Annotated in this window: 16 protein-coding genes and 1 other RNA gene; 6 read left to right on the top strand and 11 right to left on the bottom strand. The window is 65.5% G+C overall.

The features are described from left to right. The first annotated feature begins 5 nt into the window (after positions 1–5). A complete protein-coding gene (locus GDH07_RS01485) occupies positions 6–938 on the top strand; it encodes a fumarylacetoacetate hydrolase (protein ID WP_152896541.1) in 933 nt (310 codons plus the stop codon). On the opposite strand, the gene gcvP is transcribed toward GDH07_RS01485, so the two are convergent. Continuing rightward, a complete protein-coding gene (gene gcvP, locus GDH07_RS01480) occupies positions 929–3,793 on the bottom strand; it encodes an aminomethyl-transferring glycine dehydrogenase (RefSeq protein WP_152896540.1) in 2,865 nt (954 codons plus the stop codon). The genes GDH07_RS01485 and gcvP overlap by 10 nt on opposite strands. Positions 3,794–3,982: 189 nt before the next feature. Here gcvP and GDH07_RS01475 point away from each other — a divergent pair, with 189 nt between their 5' ends. Continuing rightward, on the top strand, positions 3,983–5,122 hold the full coding sequence (locus tag GDH07_RS01475) for a DegT/DnrJ/EryC1/StrS family aminotransferase (protein WP_152896539.1): 1,140 nt from the start codon (positions 3,983–3,985) through the stop codon (positions 5,120–5,122). Positions 5,123–5,164: 42 nt separating this feature from the next. On the opposite strand, the gene gcvH is transcribed toward GDH07_RS01475, so the two are convergent. From gcvH to GDH07_RS01430, 9 genes are all read right to left on the bottom strand, one after another. Further along, a complete protein-coding gene (gene gcvH, locus GDH07_RS01470) occupies positions 5,165–5,548 on the bottom strand; it encodes a glycine cleavage system protein GcvH (RefSeq protein ID WP_022641742.1) in 384 nt (127 codons plus the stop codon). Between the two features lie 54 nt (positions 5,549–5,602). Then, positions 5,603–6,685 (bottom strand): glycine cleavage system aminomethyltransferase GcvT, encoded by a 1,083-nt coding sequence (gene gcvT / locus GDH07_RS01465; protein ID WP_085594323.1) that lies wholly within the window; start codon positions 6,683–6,685, stop codon positions 5,603–5,605. A 154-nt stretch (positions 6,686–6,839) separates the two neighbouring features. Beyond that, entirely contained in the window at positions 6,840–8,456 is a 1,617-nt protein-coding gene (locus GDH07_RS01460) for an ABC transporter permease (RefSeq protein ID WP_022641744.1), read from the bottom strand. 241 nt (positions 8,457–8,697) lie between these two features. Continuing rightward, the gene (locus GDH07_RS01455) at positions 8,698–9,699 is read right to left on the bottom strand and encodes an extracellular solute-binding protein (RefSeq protein WP_152896538.1); all 1,002 of its coding nucleotides are present in this window, start codon (positions 9,697–9,699) and stop codon (positions 8,698–8,700) included. A gap of 161 nt (positions 9,700–9,860) precedes the next feature. Continuing rightward, on the bottom strand, positions 9,861–11,081 hold the full coding sequence (locus GDH07_RS01450; protein WP_178124022.1) for a 2-octaprenyl-3-methyl-6-methoxy-1,4-benzoquinol hydroxylase: 1,221 nt from the start codon (positions 11,079–11,081) through the stop codon (positions 9,861–9,863). A gap of 9 nt (positions 11,082–11,090) precedes the next feature. Next, entirely contained in the window at positions 11,091–11,576 is a 486-nt protein-coding gene (locus tag GDH07_RS01445; protein WP_152896536.1) for a DUF4442 domain-containing protein, read from the bottom strand. Then, positions 11,569–12,756, bottom strand: a complete 1,188-nt coding sequence (gene ubiH, locus GDH07_RS01440; protein ID WP_152896535.1) for a 2-octaprenyl-6-methoxyphenyl hydroxylase — start codon at positions 12,754–12,756, stop codon at positions 11,569–11,571. Before ubiH ends, GDH07_RS01445 begins: the two co-directional genes overlap by 8 nt. Then, the gene (pepP, locus tag GDH07_RS01435; RefSeq protein ID WP_152896534.1) at positions 12,753–14,087 is read right to left on the bottom strand and encodes a Xaa-Pro aminopeptidase; all 1,335 of its coding nucleotides are present in this window, start codon (positions 14,085–14,087) and stop codon (positions 12,753–12,755) included. The genes ubiH and pepP overlap by 4 nt, the downstream gene beginning before the upstream one ends. 24 nt (positions 14,088–14,111) lie before the next feature. Further along, the gene (locus tag GDH07_RS01430) at positions 14,112–14,669 is read right to left on the bottom strand and encodes a YecA/YgfB family protein (protein ID WP_022641750.1); all 558 of its coding nucleotides are present in this window, start codon (positions 14,667–14,669) and stop codon (positions 14,112–14,114) included. A 216-nt stretch (positions 14,670–14,885) separates the two neighbouring features. Here GDH07_RS01430 and GDH07_RS01425 point away from each other — a divergent pair, with 216 nt between their 5' ends. The 4 genes from GDH07_RS01425 (at position 14,886) to GDH07_RS01410 (ending at position 16,310) form a co-directional block, all read left to right on the top strand. Beyond that, on the top strand, positions 14,886–15,095 hold the full coding sequence (locus GDH07_RS01425; protein ID WP_011064144.1) for a TIGR02449 family protein: 210 nt from the start codon (positions 14,886–14,888) through the stop codon (positions 15,093–15,095). Beyond that, a complete protein-coding gene (locus tag GDH07_RS01420; RefSeq protein ID WP_022641752.1) occupies positions 15,092–15,415 on the top strand; it encodes a cell division protein ZapA in 324 nt (107 codons plus the stop codon). Before GDH07_RS01425 ends, GDH07_RS01420 begins: the two co-directional genes overlap by 4 nt. Positions 15,416–15,438: 23 nt before the next feature. Next, positions 15,439–15,617: non-coding RNA, 6S RNA (ssrS, locus tag GDH07_RS01415), on the top strand. Positions 15,618–15,704: 87 nt separating this feature from the next. Beyond that, a complete protein-coding gene (locus GDH07_RS01410) occupies positions 15,705–16,310 on the top strand; it encodes a 5-formyltetrahydrofolate cyclo-ligase (RefSeq protein WP_053133747.1) in 606 nt (201 codons plus the stop codon). A 24-nt stretch (positions 16,311–16,334) separates the two neighbouring features. On the opposite strand, the gene GDH07_RS32215 is transcribed toward GDH07_RS01410, so the two are convergent. Then, positions 16,335–16,481 (bottom strand): hypothetical protein, encoded by a 147-nt coding sequence (locus GDH07_RS32215; protein WP_164485043.1) that lies wholly within the window; start codon positions 16,479–16,481, stop codon positions 16,335–16,337. Between the last annotated feature and the right edge of the window lie 59 nt (positions 16,482–16,540).

Raw genomic sequence — 16,540 nt, 5'->3', positions numbered from 1 at the left:
GAATCATGGATGATTACCTGCTGTTGCTGGATGTCTGCCACAAGGACCAGCGCGCCATCGGGCTGTTCGATTTGCACAATGGCCGCAGTGTGCGGGCGCTCTCCGAACATGGCGGGCTGTACGAGACCCTGCAGTTCTGCGCCCGGCGGCACCTGGGCTGGAGCGAGCACCTGCGCAGCCTGCCGGCCCATCCCCAACTCGCCGCCGACGGGCGCCAGGAAGGCCCGTTGCGCCCGCCCCTCAAGCCCAGCGACAGCCTGCTGGCCCAGGTCAGCGAAGTCACTCTCAATACCCAGCACACCCACCAGGGCTGGTTCTACAAGGGCAACGGCAGCCTGCTCAAGACCGACGGCGAGCCACTGGCGGTTCCCTATCACGCCCTGAGCATCGCCAGCCAACCCGGGGTGGTCTGCGTGTACCTGGTGGATCATTTCGGCCAGCTGCGGTTCGTAGGCTTCAGCCTCGGCCATGACATCCGCGACCCGCTGCTGAGCCGCCAGGACGCCAGCTCCTGCGCGCAGTCGCGCCTGCGCCACTGCGCGATCACCCCGGCGCTGATCCTCGGCGAGCTGCAGGGCAGCCTGTCGCTCAACGTCCGGGTCGAGCGCCAGGGTGCGCAGCTGTCCTACCTCAGCTACCGCCTCGACCAGCAGGCCTGGGGGGCGATTCGCAAGTACTCCCAGGCCTTCCTCGAACAGCACGAACAGTTCCTGCAGCCGGGCATGGTCCACTATGTGTTCCACAGCGCCAGCCGCCGCGAAAGCGAACTGCAACTGCAACATGGCGACTGGCTGGACCTGGATTGCCCGGAACTGGAGCTGGGCCTGAGCAACCAGGTCGTCGAGGAAGAACTGCTGCACCTGTACCCTCTCGACGCCCAGCCGCGTCGGACCCGCGCCCAGGCTGCACGGTCGGCCTGGCAACCGGCTCAGCGGTAGGCGTCCACCGGTACGCAGGCGCAGAAGAGATTGCGGTCGCCGTAGACATTGTCCACCCGGTTCACCGCCGGCCAGTACTTGTGGGCCCGCACATGGGCGCTGGGCAAGACCGCCTGCTCGATGCTGTAGGCCCGCGTCCAGGCGCCAGTGATATCGGCCAAGGTATGGGGCGCGCCCTTGAGCGGATTGTCCTCGGCCGGCCACTGGCCCTCCTGGACCTGGGCGATCTCGGCGCGAATGCTCAGCATGGCTTCGACAAACCGGTCCAGCTCGACCTTGGACTCACTCTCCGTGGGCTCGACCATCAGCGTGCCCGGCACCGGGAACGACATGGTCGGCGCATGGAAGCCGTAATCCATCAGGCGCTTGGCCACGTCCTCCTCGGTAATCCCGGTCAACGCCTTCAAGGGCCGCAGGTCGAGGATGCACTCATGGGCCACCCGCCCGTTGCGCCCGCTGTAGAGCACCGGGAAGGCGCCGCTGAGCTGGGTAGCCAGGTAGTTGGCGGCGAGGATCGCCACCTCGCTGGCATCGGCCAGCTGCGGCCCCATCATGGCGATGTACATCCAGCTGATGGGCAGGATGCTCGCGCTGCCCCAGGGCGCGGCGCTGACCGCGTCGTTCTGGGGCAACGGGCCATCGATCGGCACCACCGGGTGGTTGGCGACGAAGGGCGCCAGGTGCGCGCGCACGCCAATCGGCCCCATGCCCGGGCCACCGCCGCCGTGGGGAATGCAGAAAGTCTTGTGCAGGTTCATGTGCGAGACGTCGGCGCCGATGTCCGCGGGCCGGGCCAGGCCCACCTGGGCATTGAGGTTGGCGCCGTCCATGTATACCTGGCCGCCATGGCTGTGGACGACTTCGCAGATCTGGCGGATGCCTTCTTCATAGACCCCATGGGTCGAGGGGTAGGTCGCCATCAGGCAGGACAAGCGCTCGCCGGCTTGCGCAGCCTTGGCCGCCAGGTCCGCCAGATCGACGTTGCCGGCCTCGTCGCACTCGACGATCACCACCTGCATCCCCGCCATCTGCGCCGAGGCCGGGTTGGTGCCATGGGCCGAGGCCGGGATCAGGCAGATGTGCCGTTGTCCCTGGTGCCGGCTCTCGTGGTAGCGGCGGATGGCCAAAAGCCCGGCATATTCGCCCTGGGCCCCGGAGTTGGGCTGCATGCAGATGGCATCGAAACCGGTGATCGCGCACAGCCAGCGCTCCAGTTCGTCGATCATCAAGCTGTAGCCGGCGGCCTGCTCCCGGGGCGCGAAGGGATGCAGGTCGGCGAACTCCGGCCAGGTGATGGGGATCATCTCGCTGCTGGCGTTGAGCTTCATGGTGCAAGAGCCCAGGGGAATCATCGACTGGTTGAGCGCCAGGTCCTTGTTCTCCAGCTGCTTGAGATAACGCAGCATCCGCGTCTCGCTGTGATGGGCGCTGAACACCGGATGCCCCAGCACCGGGCTGCGGCGCAGCAGCTCATCGGGCACGCCGGACTCCAGCTCCTCGGCATCCAGCACGGCTACGTCCAGGCCATGGTCGGCCCCCAGGAACACATCCCACAACCGGGCGACGGTGGTTTCGTCGCAGGTCTCGTCGAGGCTCAGGCCCAGCCGGCCACGGCCGAGGATCCGCAAGTTGATCCGCTGGGCCCTGGCGCTCTCGATGATCGCGGTCTGGCTGCCGCCCACCTCCAGGGTCAGGGTATCGAAGAAGTGCCGGTTGACCCGGACGATGCCATGGCGCTCCAGCCCCGCAGCGAGAATGCAGGTCAGCCGATGCACCCGCTGGGCGATGCGCTTGAGCCCCTTGGGGCCGTGGTACACCGCATAGAAAGCAGCGATGTTGGCCAGCAGTACCTGGGCGGTACAGATGTTGGAGTTGGCCTTCTCGCGGCGGATGTGCTGCTCGCGGGTCTGCAACGCCATGCGCAGGGCCACCTGGCCCCGGGCATCGCGGGACACGCCGATGATGCGCCCGGGCATGGCCCGCTTGTACTCGTCGCGGCAGGCGAAGAACGCCGCGTGGGGGCCACCGTAGCCCATGGGCACGCCAAAGCGCTGGGACGAGCCCAGCACCACGTCCGCGCCCAGCTCGCCAGGCGGGGCCAGCAGCAACAGGCTGAGCAGGTCGGTGGCGACGCAAGCCAGGGCCTGGCGGGCATGCAATTGATCGATCAGCGGCCGCAGGTCGCGGATCTCGCCGTGAGTATCCGGGTACTGCAACAAGGCGCCGAAGACCTCGTGCTCGGAAAGCTTGTCGAGACTATCGACCACCAGCTCGAAGCCGAAGCCCTCGGCCCGGGTCCGCACCACCGAGATGGTCTGCGGATGGCAATGTTCGTCGACGAAGAACCGCTTGCTCCCGGACTTGGCCACACGACTGGCCATGGCCATGGCCTCGGCCGCAGCAGTGGCTTCGTCCAGCAGCGAGGCATTGGCCAGGTCGAGGCCGGTGAGGTCGATGGTCATCTGCTGGAAATTCAGCAGCGCCTCGAGCCGACCCTGGGCGATCTCCGGCTGGTAAGGGGTATAGGCGGTATACCAGCCGGGGTTTTCCAGCACGTTGCGCAGGATCACGTTGGGCGTGCGGGTGCCGTGGTAACCCATGCCGATCAGGCTGGTCCAGACCTGGTTCTGCGCCGCATAGCCCTTGAGCCGCGCCAGGGCCGCCGTCTCGTCGAGGGCCGGCGGCAGGTCCAGGGCACGATTGAAGCGAATGGCTGGCGGTACCGTCTGCTCGATCAGCTCGACCCGGCTGCCGAGCCCGAGGCTGGCAAGCATGGCTTGCTGCTCCTGGGAATCGGGTCCCAGGTGCCGGTCGAGAAATGCATTGGGCTCACGTAGCTGGGTCAGGGATGGCATGGCAGTCTCTCTCCGATGAACGGCGCTCAGCGTCGATGCGACAGGGTGCCAAGCAGCATAGCAGCCGATTTTGCCCCTCGGCGCTCTGGCGTCCCGAGGCATTCGGGACCATCATGCTGGGCGTCAGCGCGCGCCCCGGCGCGCCTCAATCCATGTTCCCAGCGTCCGCTTATCGGGTGTCCCATCGTCATGAGCCAACTGCCCTTCCTGCCGTTCTCCAAACCCACCATCGATGAACCCACCATCGCCGCCGTCGGCGAGGTGCTGCGCTCGGGCTGGATCACCAGCGGTCCCAAGGTCCAGGCCTTCGAGACGCAGCTTTCGCAGTTCTTCGGCGGCCGCACCGTGCGGACCTTCAACTCCGGCACCTGCACCATGGAGATCGCCCTGCGCATCGCCGGCATCGGCCCGGGCGACGAAGTGATCACCACGCCGATCTCCTGGGTAGCCACCGCCAACGTGATTCTCGAAGTGGGCGCCACGCCGGTGTTCGCCGACATCGACCCGGTGACCCGCAACCTCGACCTGAACCAGGTCGAGGCCGCCATCACCCCGCGCACCAAGGCCATCATCCCGGTGTACCTGGCCGGCCTGCCGCTGGACATGGACCGCCTCTACGCCCTGGCCAGCAAGCATGGCCTGCGGGTGGTGGAGGACGCCGCCCAGGCCCTGGGCTCCAGCTGGAACGGCCAGCGCATCGGCGCCGGCGGCGACTTCGTGTCGTTCAGCTTCCAGGCCAACAAGAACGTCACCTGCTCCGAAGGTGGCTGCCTGGTGCTCAATACCCCGGAAGAAGTGCGCCTGGCCGAGAAGTACCGCCTGCAAGGGGTGACCCGCAGCGGCCACGACGGCCTGGACGTGGATGTGCTGGGCGGCAAGTTCAACATGACCGACGTCGCCGCGGCCATCGGCCTCGGGCAGTTCGCCCATATCGAGGCGATCACCACCCACCGTCGCGAGCTGGCCCGGCACTATTTCGAATGCTTTGGCAGCGATTTCCAGGAGCGCTACGGCGCCCAGCTGCCACCGGCGGACTTCAGCAACAGTAACTGGCATCTGTTCCAGTTGGTCTTGCCCGAGCGCCAGGATGGCCAGCCGGCCCGCGCCACGTTCATGGAGCAGATGCAGCAACGGGGTATCGGCATCGGCTATCACTATCCGCCGATTCACCTGTTGAGCCTGTACCGCGAGCGCGGCTTCAAGGAAGGAATGTTCCCGGTAGCGGAACGGGTGGGACGCCTGATCGTGTCGTTGCCGATGTTCACGGCGATGGACAAGAGCGATGTGGAGCGCGCGGTAGCCGCGGTCAAAGAGGTGTTGCAGAGGTAAGGGGCTCGCGGCCGGCCCGCTCGGGGACCGGCCGCGTATGCCTTATTCGCCGATGGAGGCCTTGTAGCCTGCGGCGTCCAGCAGTTTTTCCAGGTCCGCCGGGTTGGCCGGCTTGAGCTTGAAGATCCAGGCGTCGTAGGGCTCGCTGTTGAGCAACTCGGGGCTGGCGCTCAGCTCCTCGTTGACTTCGATCACTTCACCGGCCACCGGGGCGTAGATGTCCGAAGCGGCCTTGACCGACTCCACCACGCCGGCCTGGTCCCCTGCGCCGAACACCTGGCCGACTTCGGTCAGCTCGACGAATACCACATCGCCCAGGGCTTGCTGGGCGTGGTCGCTAATACCCACGGTCACGCTGCCGTCGGCTTCCAGGCGGGCCCACTCGTGGCTTTCGGCAAAACGCAGGTGGGCAGGGATATCGCTCATGTTCTGTGTCCTCAAGAAGAAATGAACAGCGGCGCAATGCCGGCTGCAAAAATGTTAGATCAAGGTTTTGCCATGGCGCACGAAGGTCGGTTTGACTACCCGCACCGGGTACCACTTGCCACGGATTTCCACTTCGGCCCGATCGCCGGTGGCCATCGGTACTCGCGCCAGGGCAATCGACTTGCTCAGCGTAGGGGAGAAACTACCACTGGTGATCTCACCTTCGCCAACATCGGCGATGCGTACCACCTGGTGCGCCCGCAAGACGCCACGTTCCTCGAGCACCAGGCCCACCAGCTTGTGCTGTATTCCGCCCGCCCGCTCGGCTTCCAGGGCGGCACGCCCGATGAACTGGCGCGTGGCCGGCTCCCAGGCGATGCTCCAGGCCATGTTCGCTGCCAGGGGTGAAACCTGCTGGTGGATATCCTGGCCATAGAGGTTCATGCCGGCCTCCAGGCGCAGGGTGTCACGGGCGCCAAGGCCGATGGGCGAGATGCCCGCGCCCACCAGGTCGTTGAAAAAGGCCGGCGCCTGTTCGGCGGGCAGGACGATCTCCAGGCCATCTTCACCGGTGTAGCCGGTGCGGGCGATGAACCAGTCACCGTCGACACGGCCTTCGAAAGGCTTGAGTTGCTGGATCAGGGTGGCCCGGGGCTGGCTCACCAGTTCGGCGATGCGCTGGCGCGCCTGGGGTCCCTGGATCGCCAGCATGGCCAGTTCCGCCCGCTCGCGCAGCCGGACCTGGAAGTCTCCCAGTCGGGACTGCATCCAGGCCAGGTCTTGCTGGCGGGTCGCGGCGTTGACCACCAGGCGATAACTGTCTTGGAGGCGGTAGACGATCATGTCGTCGACGATGCCGCCCTGCTCGTTGAGCATGGCGCTGTACAAGGCCTGGCCGGGGCTTTGCAGGCGTTCGACGTCATTGGCCAGCAAGTGCTGGAGCCAGGCCTTGGCCTGGTCGCCGTCGACATCGATCACGGTCATGTGGGATACATCGAACACTCCACAATCCCGGCGCACCTGATGGTGTTCCTCGACTTGCGAGCCGTAATGCAAGGGCATATCCCAACCGCCAAAATCGACCATTTTCGCGCCGAGGGCGAGATGCAGGTCATACAGAGGCGTACGCTGTCCCATGGGTTTCTCCTTCCGGGCGTGGCGAGGGTGCGGCCTGGCGCTGCAAAGGTGAAAGCCTTGGAATACATGGCTCCCAGCCGGTTCCAGCGTCCCGGCCAAACAACAGACCGCACCGAATGCCGCGCATTGTAGCCGCAAGGTGGCGGGCTGACACCTAACCGATTCGATGGGCCGAGCGACGGATCAGGCCGATCACCGGCAACAGTCCCACCAGCACCAGGGTCAGGGCCGGCAACGAGGCCCGCGCCCACTCTCCCTCACTGGTCATTTCGAAGATCCGCACCGCCAGGGTGTCCCAGCCGAACGGGCGCATCAGCAAGGTGGCGGGCATTTCCTTGAGCACATCGACGAACACCAGCAGGGCGGCGCTCAAGGTCCCGGGTAGCAGCAGCGGCAGATACACTTTGAAAAACAGTCGCGGGCCACCGACTCCCAGGCTGCGGGCGGCTTCCGGCAGTGACGGACGGATGCGCTCCAGGCTTGTTTCCAGGGGGCCATAGGCCACGGCGATGAAACGCACCAGGTAGGCCAGCAACAAGGCGCAGAGGCTGCCCAGCAACAAGGGCTTGCCCGCTCCGCCCAGCCAGCCGGACAGCGGGATCACCAGTTCGCGGTCCAGGTAGCTGAAGGCCAACATGATCGACACCGCCAGCACCGACCCCGGCAAGGCGTAGCCCAGGTTGGCCAGGCTGACACCCGCCTGGATGCCCCGGGTCGGCGCCAGGCGCCGGGCGAAGGCCAGCAACAAGGCCACGCTGACCGTGATCAGCGCCGCCATGCCTCCCAGGTACAAGGTGTGGACGATCAGGCCGGCGTAGCGCTCGTCCAGGTCGAAGCGCCCGCGCTGCCAGAACCACGCCAGCAGTTGCAGCAGCGGAATCACGAAGGCGCAGGCGAACACCAGCAGGCACCAGCCGCTGGCCGCCAGTGCCTTGAATCCCCGCAGCTGGTACAGGGCCTTGCCCCGAGGGCGCTCGTTGCCGGTACGGCTGGCGCCCCGGGCACGCCGCTCGCCGTACAGCACCAGCATCACCGCCAGCAGCAACAGGCTGGCCAACTGTGCGGCGCTGGACAGGCTGAAGAAGCCGTACCAGGTCTTGTAGATGGCAGTGGTGAAGGTATCGAAGTTGAACACCGCCACCGCGCCGAAGTCCGCCAGGGTCTCCATCAACGCCAGGGCCACGCCGGCGCCGATGGCCGGTCGGGCCATGGGCAGGGCCACGCGCCAGAAGGCCTGCCAGGGCGATTGCCCGAGCACCCGCGCGGCCTCCATCAAGCCCTTGCCCTGGGCCAGGAAGGCACTGCGCGCCAGCAGGTAGACGTAGGGGTAGAACACCAGCACCAGCACCAGGATGACCCCGCCGGTGGAGCGCACCCTGGGCAGCCTCAGGCCACTGCCGAACCACTCCCGCAACAGGCTTTGCACCGGCCCGGAAAAGTCCAGCAGGCCGACGAAGACGAAGGCCAGCACATAGGCCGGGATCGCGAACGGCAGCATCAGCGCCCAGTCCAGCCAGCGCCGCCCCGGGAACTCGCAGAGGCTGGTGAGCCAGGCCAGGCTCACCCCCAGCAACGTGACTCCGACGCCGACCCCGAGCACCAGAGTCAGGGTATTGCCGAGCAGGCGCGGCATCTGGGTCTCCCACAGGTGGGACCAGATCTGTTGGTCGACCGCCTGCCAGGAAAACAGCAGTACGCTCAGCGGCAGCAGGACCAGGGCCGCGACGGCAAAGACCAGGGGATACCAACGACGTTGGGCGGGATGGGCCACAAAAAACTCTCAGGCAGATTGAGCAGACAAAAATACTTGTGCAAGACACGCATGGCGAGGGAGCTTGCTCCCGCTGGCGACTTGGCCGCCCCAAGGGCTGCAAACCCGTTCCGACAGTTGAATCACGAAATCAGGCTTTGCCGGCGCTGCGCACTGAAGCGCAAGCAAGCTCCCTCGCCACAAAAAGCCCAGCCGCTAAAGAAAACGCCCCGCAAAAGCGGGGCGCAGTATAACGGCAGGCTCAGTTCCAGCCCGCGCGGTCCATCAGGCGGATGGCCTCGGCCTGGCGCTTGCCGGCGATTTCCACCGGCAGGGTATCGGCCACGAACTTGCCCCAGCTGGCGACTTCGGCAGACGGCGCCACCGCCGGGTTGGCCGGGAACTCCTGGTTGACGTCGGCGAAGATCTTCTGCGCTTCAGGGGTGGTCATCCATTCCACCAGCGCCTTGGCGGCCTCCGGATGCGGTGCATGCTTGGTCAGGCCGATTCCCGACAGGTTGACGTGCACTCCGCGATCGCCCTGGTTCGGCCAGAACAGTTTCACCGCCAGGTTCGGCTTCTGCTTGTGCAGGCGGCCGTAGTAGTAGGTGTTGACGATACCCACGTCGCACTGGCCGGCATTGATCGCTTCCAGCACGGCGATGTCGTCGGAGAACACATCGGTGGACAGGTTGTTGACCCAGCCCTTGAGGATTTCCTCGGTCTTGTCCGCGCCGTGGGTCTCGATCAGCGTGGCAGTCAGCGACTGGTTGTAGACCTTCTTCGCGGTGCGCAGGCACAGGCGGCCTTCCCACTGCTTGCCGGCCAGGGCCTCGTAGGTGGTCAGCTCGCCCGGTTTGACCCGCTCGGTGGAGTAGGCCAGGGTCCGCGCCCGCAGGCTCAGGCCGGTCCAGGCGTGGCTGGAAGAGCGGTATTGCAGGGGAATGTTGCTGTCGATGATCTTGGAGGTGAAGGGCTGCAGGATGCCCATCTGCTCGGCCTGCCAGAGGTTGCCGGCGTCCACGGTCAGCAGCAGGTCGGCGGTGGCGTTCTCGCCCTCGGCCTTGATGCGCTGCATCAGCGGCGCTTCCTTGTCGGTGATGAACTTGATCTTCACCCCGGTCTTCTGGGTGTAGGCATCGAACACCGGCTTGATCAGCTCGTCGATACGGGAGGAGTAGACCACCACTTCGTCGGCGGCCTGGGCGGTGCCGGCGATGAGGGTGAGTGCCAGGGCGGTCAGTAGACGCTTCGGTGCCAACATGGGAGCAGTCTCTCGTATGCAAAGTGAGGCGAAATGATAAGGACTCCCATTTGCTGGCTCAACCGAACCCGGAGCCGAGCAGTAACCAGATGTTGCGCGGGAAGCCTTGCCCTGTGCGGCGGCGCCTGCTCGTCATCGGCAGGCACCTCCCTGGATCCGGATCACTCGGCCCGGGCCAACTCCGGCAAGTCGCCACTCAAGCCCAGTGCCTGGCGCACGAATAGGGCCTTGGCCTCGGGCATCTGGTCGACCACCTTCAGCCCGGTGTTGCGCAACCAGCGCAGCGGCAACGGATCGGCCTGGAACAAACGCTCGAAGCCCTCCATGGCGGCCATCAGCGCCAGGTTGTGGGGCATGCGCTTGCGCTCGAAACGGCTCAGCACCTTGACCTCGGCCAGGCGCTCGCCACGTCCGGCGGCCTCCAGCAACACCTGGGCCAGTACCGCCGCATCGAGGAACCCCAGGTTGACCCCCTGCCCCGCCAGCGGATGGATGGTGTGGGCCGCATCGCCGATCAGCGCCAAGCCCTCGGCCACGTAGCGCTTGGCATGGCGCTGGCGCAGCGGCACGCAAAGCCGTGGATCGGCGCCAAGCACCTGGCCCAGGCGCCCCTCGAAAGCCCGTTCCAGCTCGGCGCAGAAGCTTGCGTCGTCCAGGGCCATCAGGCGTTCGGCCTCGGTGGGCGTGGTGGACCAGACGATGGAGCACCAGTCGTGCTGCCCATCCCGCACCAGGGGTAAAAAGGCCAGCGGGCCGGTGTCGGTGAAGCGTTGCCAGGCCGTCAGCTGGTGGAGCTGGCTGCTGCGCACGCTGGTGACGATGGCGTGGTGCAGGTAATCCCACTCCCGCGTAGCGCAACCGGTGAGGCGGCGCACCGCCGAGTTGGCACCGTCGGCGGCCACCACCAGCGGCGCCCGCAGGCTCCGGCCGTCGGCCAGGGTCAGCAGCCAGTCGTCGCCGGAACGGCGCATCTGCTCCAGCCGGGCATCGGCCAGCAAACCGATATCGCACTCATGCAGGCGTTCGAGCAAGGCATCCTGGACCACTCGGTTCTCGACGATATGCCCCAATACCTCGGCATGCACGCTGGCCGCCGAGAAGTGGATCTGGCCGGTGCCGCTGCCATCCCAGACCTGCATGTCGCGGTAGGGACTGCTACGGCGCCGGGCTATGCCGTCCCAGGCGCCGAGGCGCTGCAGGATCCGCTGGCTGGCCGCCGACAGCGCACTGACCCGGGGCTCGAACGGCGCCTGCTGGTCGAAAGGTTTGACACTCAGGGAACCACCGTCGAGCAGCAGCACTTCCAGGCCACTGCCCTGCAACGCCAGGGCCAGGGCACTGCCGACCATGCCGGCTCCGACAATCAGCACATCTGCGCGCATTTCCATGCTTTAGGCCTGTCTCGCTTGCGGCTTGAGCCGCACATAAAGGGTTTTGTCGACCCGCGCCACCAGGGTGCCGGAGCCATCGTGAATCTCGACCTGCAACTGCGGCAGGTACTTTTCTCCGGCAGCGGTGTGCTGGCGGATCTGGTCGATCAGGTCCTGGTCGATGCTGAACCGGGCGAACACCGGGCCCTTGCCCGGTGCGATGAAGTCGATGGCCGCGGCCTTGTCCCAGACGATGTAGTCGCGTCCCAGGTTTTCCATCAGCATCAACATGAAGAACGGGTCCACCATCGAATACAGGCTGCCGCCGAACTGGGTGCCGACATAGTTGCGGTTGTACCAGCCCAGGCCCATGGACACCCGTGCCTCGCGAAAGTCCGCGGAGATGTGGCGAATCCGTACTCCTGCGCCGAAGTAGGGTGGGTACAGATTCAACACCCAACGCAATAGGCGTGCCTTGCCGACACGCCGGGCCAACCAGTCACGCATCCGGGCGAACACCCAGGCCCATGGCCTGGCGAGCGAACCAGCGCTTGGCCGGCGGTAGCAGATCCAGGCCCAGCAAGCCGAGGTTGCGCCCTACCGACAGTAGCGGCAGCTTGCTGCCGAACAGCCGCGTGACCTGGTCGGAAAAGCCCACGGTCAGGTCCTGGTCCAGGCGCTGGCGCTCGCGATAGGCCTGCAGTACCGAGAAATCACCCGGCGTGCGTTCGCTGCCGAGCAGGGCATCGGCCAGGGCCTGGGCGTCGCGCAGGGACAGGTTGAATCCCTGGCCGGCAATCGGGTGCAGGCTGTGGGCGGCGTTGCCCAGCACCACCAGGTGCGGGCGCACTTGCTCCTCGGCCTCCACCAGGGAAAGCGGGTACAGGTGCCGGGCGCCCACTTGCTTGAGAGTGCCCAGGCGATAACCGAACACTCCCTGCAATTCGCTGAGGAAGCCGCGTTCGTCCAGCGCGGCCAGGCGCTGCGCATCCATGCCCTGGCGGGTCCAGACCAGCGCGCAGCGGTTTTCCGGCAGCGGCAACAAGGCCATGGGCCCGTCGTCGGTGAAGCGCTCGAAGGCCATGCCGCCGTGGGCTTCGCTGGGGGTGATGTTGGCGATCAGCGCACTCTGGTTGTAAGGGCGCTTGCGAACCCCGATGCCCAGCTGCTCGCGCAGGCTGGAACGACCGCCATCGGCCAACACCGCAAGGTCGCATTCCAGGGTGGTCTCGTCATCCAGGGTCAGGCGGTAGCCGCCTTCCAGGGGCTCCAGGCGGGTGACTTCCGCCGGGCAGCGCCAGCTGATCACGTCCTGGTCCAGCCCCTGCCACAGGCACTGGCCGAGCCAGGCGTTCTCCACTACGTAACCCAGGGCCGGGACGCCCTCTTCCATGGCCGACAGCCGCGCAGTGGAGAAACGGCCACGGTCGGACACATGGATCTGCTTGATCGGCTCGGCGCGCCGGGAAATTGCCTGCCACAGGTCCAGGCGCTGGTAGATCTGCCGCGCGCCGAAGGACAGCGCCGAGGAGCGTGCGTCATAGCTGGGCTGGAAACTGTCGCCAGGAGCGAAGGGTTCGATCAGCACGATCTTCCAGCCCCGGGCCTTGGCGCCCGCTTGCAGGGCCAGGGCCAGGCTGGCGCCGACCAGGCCGCCACCGATGATGGCGAGATTGACCCGACTCATGACGCCTGGCCCCGGGCCGCGGCCATCAGCGCCTCGATCTCGGCGACGCTCTTGGGCACGCCGCCTGTCAGAATTTCACAGCCCTGCTTGGTCACTACCACGTCGTCCTCGATGCGCACGCCAATGCCGCGCCACTTCTTCGCCACTTGCTGGTTGTCCGGGGAAATGTAGATCCCCGGCTCTACGGTCAGCGCCATGCCGACCTCCAGCACCCGCCACTCGCCGCCGACCTTGTACTCGCCGACATCGTGTACATCCATGCCCAGCCAGTGCCCGGCGCGGTGCATGTAGAACGCCTTGTAGGCTTCGCTGGCGATCAAGTCGTCGACAGCGCCCTCCAGCAGGCCCAACTCCACCAGGCCAGCGGTGATCACCCGGACCGTCGCTTCGTGGGCCTGGTTCCAGTGCTTGTCCGGGGCGATCTCGACGAAGGCAGCCTCCTGGGCGGCCAGCACCAGCTCGTAGATCGCCTTCTGCTCCGGCGAGAACCGGCCATTGACCGGCCAGGTGCGGGTGATGTCGCTGGCATAGCAGTCGATTTCACAGCCGGCGTCGATCAGCACCAGGTCGCCGTCCTTGAGCACGGCATCATTCTGCTGGTAGTGCAGGATGCAACCGTTGCGTCCAGCCGCAACGATGGACCCGTAGGCCGGCATCTTCGCCCCGCCCTTGCGGAACTCGTAGTCCAGCTCGGCCTCCAGGCTGTATTCGTACAGGCCGGCACGGCTGGCCTGCATCGCACGGATATGCGCCTGGGCGGAGATCCGCGCGGCCTCGCGCATCACCTTCACTTCCGCCGCCGATTTATACAGGCGCATGTCGTGCAGCAGATGATCCAGGGCAACGAATTCGTTCGGTGGCTGGGCACCCAGGTGGGCCTTGGAACGGATCACGTTGATCCATTCCATCAGGTGCCGGTCGAACTCGGGGTTGCTGCCCATGGCCGAATAGACCCGGTCGCGCCCCTCGATCAGCCCCGGGAGGATGTCGTCGATATCGGTGATGGGAAAGGCATCGTCCGCGCCATAGTCGCGGATCGCCCCCTCCTGGCCGGCCCGCAGGCCATCCCAGAGCTCGCGCTCGGCATTGCGCTCGCGGCAGAACAGCACGTACTCGCCATGCTCGCGACCGGGCATCAGCACGATCACCGCCTGTGGCTCGGGAAAGCCACTGAGGTACTGGAAGTCGCTGTCCTGGCGGTAGACGTGCTCCACGTCGCGATTGCGAATGGCCACGGCCGCCGCCGGCAGGATCGCGATGCTGTTGGGCTCCATCTGCGCCATGAGCGCCTTGCGGCGCCGGCTGTATTCAGCTTTCGGGATATGGATCATGGGCAGGCCCGGGTCCCTGTCAGGTCAATGCAGAGAAGGCTTGGCAGCCGGTGCGCCGGCCTTGTTGGTTTCGGTGAACAGCAGAAGTGGCGCGACCCGCAGGTACTCCATCACTTCCATGTAGTCGTTCTCACCGTCGTCGGATTCTTCCAGCGCGTCCTGGACCTGGGCGATGGCTGCAAGGTCCTGCAACACTTCCGTACCTTCGGTGCTCAGGGCACTGCTGTCGCGGAAGTTGAGGCCGAAACCGGAGAGGAAACCCTGGCACCACTGGCCAAGGGCGGTGGCGCGCTGGGCCAGCGGAGCATCGTCGCTGGGCAGCAGCAGGACCACGGTCATGTCGTCGCTGGTGAGCTCGCCCTTGACCATTTCCTGCAGGCCAATCAAGGCGTTGCGTACGTTTTCCTGAGGTTCGCCTTCGAGCAGCTCGGCAGCGTCCACCAGCCAGCCGTCGACTTCAAAGCCGGCGCCGGCGCAACTGCGCCCCAGTAACAGGCCGTGCAGTTCGGCGGGAGAAACAGAATGACCGCTGCTGCTGAGCAGGGTGGCGAAGGCATCGTAAGGGGAGTTCTGAATGGGCATGGGCAGCTAGGCGCCAAGCGGCGCAATGTCTAGAATGAAGGCCTTGTATCGTAGGGCGTGTCATCACTCATTGCTAGCGTCGCGTTGTGCCTTGCGCCCTGTCACAACGGTGCGCGGGGCCTTGGGCGACGGACAGTTCGCCGAGCGGACAGCACCGGATGCGCCGGCTGCTGTCCTGCCAGTTGCCACTCATCAGATCAAATTCAGTGGGACACAATGGAAGACACCGACCTGCACGCACTGATGGCCAGACTCGAACTGCTGATTACCCGGGTCGAGCAACTAAAGAGTCAAAACGCACTCTTACTAGCTCAGGAAAAGACCTGGCGCGAGGAACGCGCGCACCTCATTGAAAAAAACGAAATCGCCCGGCGTAAGGTCGAATCGATGATTTCGCGCCTCAAGGCCCTGGAGCAAGACTCATGAGTTCAAGCAATAGCGTTACCGTGCAGATCCTCGACAAAGAATATTCGATCATCTGCCCCCAGGAAGAACGCAGCAATCTGGTGAGCGCCGCCCGCTACCTGGACGGCAAGATGCGCGAGATCCGCAGCAGCGGCAAGGTCATCGGCGCCGACCGGATTGCAGTCATGGCCGCCCTGAACATCACCCACGACCTGCTGCATCGCCAGGAGCGCCCGGACGTGCAGGCCAGCACGACCACCCGCGAACAGGTACGCGACCTGCTGGAGCGGGTCGATCTGGTCCTGGCGACAGAATCGGACGCAAGCAAGGCTGATTCCTGACAGCGGTTGCGTTATACTCCCGCCACTCCCTGGGGTGCTTGCCAGTTGGCGATGTCCCTGAGCCGATTTGCACTACCCTGGAAGTTGCACGTTGGGCTGGTGTGCATGTCCGCTAGACGGAAAGCCTTAAAGCCTGCTGCATCTCCCGCCTTGAACTCTCGGGTTCAAGGGCTAAGTCGACAGCGGTTCGCCTGGGGAGCCTGAATCATCGATCAATGCCAGTTATCCATGCTGGCATTGGTTTTTCCGGGTAGGCTGTCCTGCCATCCCGACTTGCAAAGCCTCCTCCATGACCGCACCTGCGCCGCCCTCCCGCCCGCAACTTCGCCGCATGCTGCGCAAAGCCCGTCGCGCCCTGACACCCGCCCAGCAGCGCCAGGCCGCCCGTGGCTTGTATCGACAGCTGGCGCAGGATCCGGTATTTCGCCGCGCGCGACATCTATCGCTGTACCTCCCCACCGATGGTGAAATCGACCCGCGCCTGCTGTTGCGCGCCGCCCAGCGCCGGGGCAAGGCCACCTACCTGCCGGTCCTCAGCGCCTGGCCACGTACCAAGATGGTCTTCCAGCGCCTTCGTCCGGGCGAGCAGCTGCGGCCCAATCGCTTTCGCATTCTCGAACCCAAAATCAATGTCGCCCGCCAACGCAAGGTCTGGGCCCTGGACCTGGTGCTGTTACCGTTGGTGGGGTTCGATGAAGAGGGCGGACGCCTGGGGATGGGCGGTGGATTCTACGACCGCAGCCTGGCCTATCTGGCGCGCCGGAAAACATGGCGCAAGCCGAAGCTGCTGGGGCTGGCCCATGAATGCCAGAAAGTTGGAAAACTGGATCAGGCCAGCTGGGATGTGCCGCTGCAGGGCACGGTGACCGATCGGGGATGGTACGGCGCCCGCTAGGCGCCGCATTCTATCGACGCTGACTCAGCGCTTGAGAGGTTGCTGCTGTTGTGCGATCTCGACCGGAGCATCGGTCTTGCTGGCCCATAGGCTCTGTGCATAACCGGTGGTCACAACGCCCAAACCGAACAAAATAACCAAAATCCATAGCAAATCCGGTTGGCGTTTCATCGATTGCCCCCCCTCAGGCACATCACACACGCTGGCGGCACGGCATCCATAACCAGCCA

Origin of the sequence: Pseudomonas piscis (assembly GCF_009380155.1) — a bacterium.
Taxonomy (GTDB): domain Bacteria; phylum Pseudomonadota; class Gammaproteobacteria; order Pseudomonadales; family Pseudomonadaceae; genus Aquipseudomonas; species Aquipseudomonas piscis.
Note: the sequence above shows the minus strand (reverse complement) of the source record. Positions and strands in the feature narration are given on the sequence as shown.

What these genes read in the sequence shown, in the direction of transcription:
- GDH07_RS01485 (WP_152896541.1), top strand. Translation starts at nt 6, where the DNA reads ATGGATGATTACCTGCTGTTGCTGGATGTCTGCCACAAGGACCAGCGC.
- gcvP (WP_152896540.1), bottom strand. Translation starts at nt 3,793, where the DNA reads ATGCCATCCCTGACCCAGCTACGTGAGCCCAATGCATTTCTCGACCGG.
- GDH07_RS01475 (WP_152896539.1), top strand. Translation starts at nt 3,983, where the DNA reads ATGAGCCAACTGCCCTTCCTGCCGTTCTCCAAACCCACCATCGATGAA.
- gcvH (WP_022641742.1), bottom strand. Translation starts at nt 5,548, where the DNA reads ATGAGCGATATCCCTGCCCACCTGCGTTTTGCCGAAAGCCACGAGTGG.
- gcvT (WP_085594323.1), bottom strand. Translation starts at nt 6,685, where the DNA reads ATGGGACAGCGTACGCCTCTGTATGACCTGCATCTCGCCCTCGGCGCG.
- GDH07_RS01455 (WP_152896538.1), bottom strand. Translation starts at nt 9,699, where the DNA reads ATGTTGGCACCGAAGCGTCTACTGACCGCCCTGGCACTCACCCTCATC.
- GDH07_RS01450 (WP_178124022.1), bottom strand. Translation starts at nt 11,081, where the DNA reads ATGCGCGCAGATGTGCTGATTGTCGGAGCCGGCATGGTCGGCAGTGCC.
- GDH07_RS01445 (WP_152896536.1), bottom strand. Translation starts at nt 11,576, where the DNA reads ATGCGTGACTGGTTGGCCCGGCGTGTCGGCAAGGCACGCCTATTGCGT.
- ubiH (WP_152896535.1), bottom strand. Translation starts at nt 12,756, where the DNA reads ATGAGTCGGGTCAATCTCGCCATCATCGGTGGCGGCCTGGTCGGCGCC.
- pepP (WP_152896534.1), bottom strand. Translation starts at nt 14,087, where the DNA reads ATGATCCATATCCCGAAAGCTGAATACAGCCGGCGCCGCAAGGCGCTC.
- GDH07_RS01430 (WP_022641750.1), bottom strand. Translation starts at nt 14,669, where the DNA reads ATGCCCATTCAGAACTCCCCTTACGATGCCTTCGCCACCCTGCTCAGC.
- GDH07_RS01425 (WP_011064144.1), top strand. Translation starts at nt 14,886, where the DNA reads ATGGAAGACACCGACCTGCACGCACTGATGGCCAGACTCGAACTGCTG.
- GDH07_RS01420 (WP_022641752.1), top strand. Translation starts at nt 15,092, where the DNA reads ATGAGTTCAAGCAATAGCGTTACCGTGCAGATCCTCGACAAAGAATAT.
- GDH07_RS01410 (WP_053133747.1), top strand. Translation starts at nt 15,705, where the DNA reads ATGACCGCACCTGCGCCGCCCTCCCGCCCGCAACTTCGCCGCATGCTG.
- GDH07_RS32215 (WP_164485043.1), bottom strand. Translation starts at nt 16,481, where the DNA reads ATGAAACGCCAACCGGATTTGCTATGGATTTTGGTTATTTTGTTCGGT.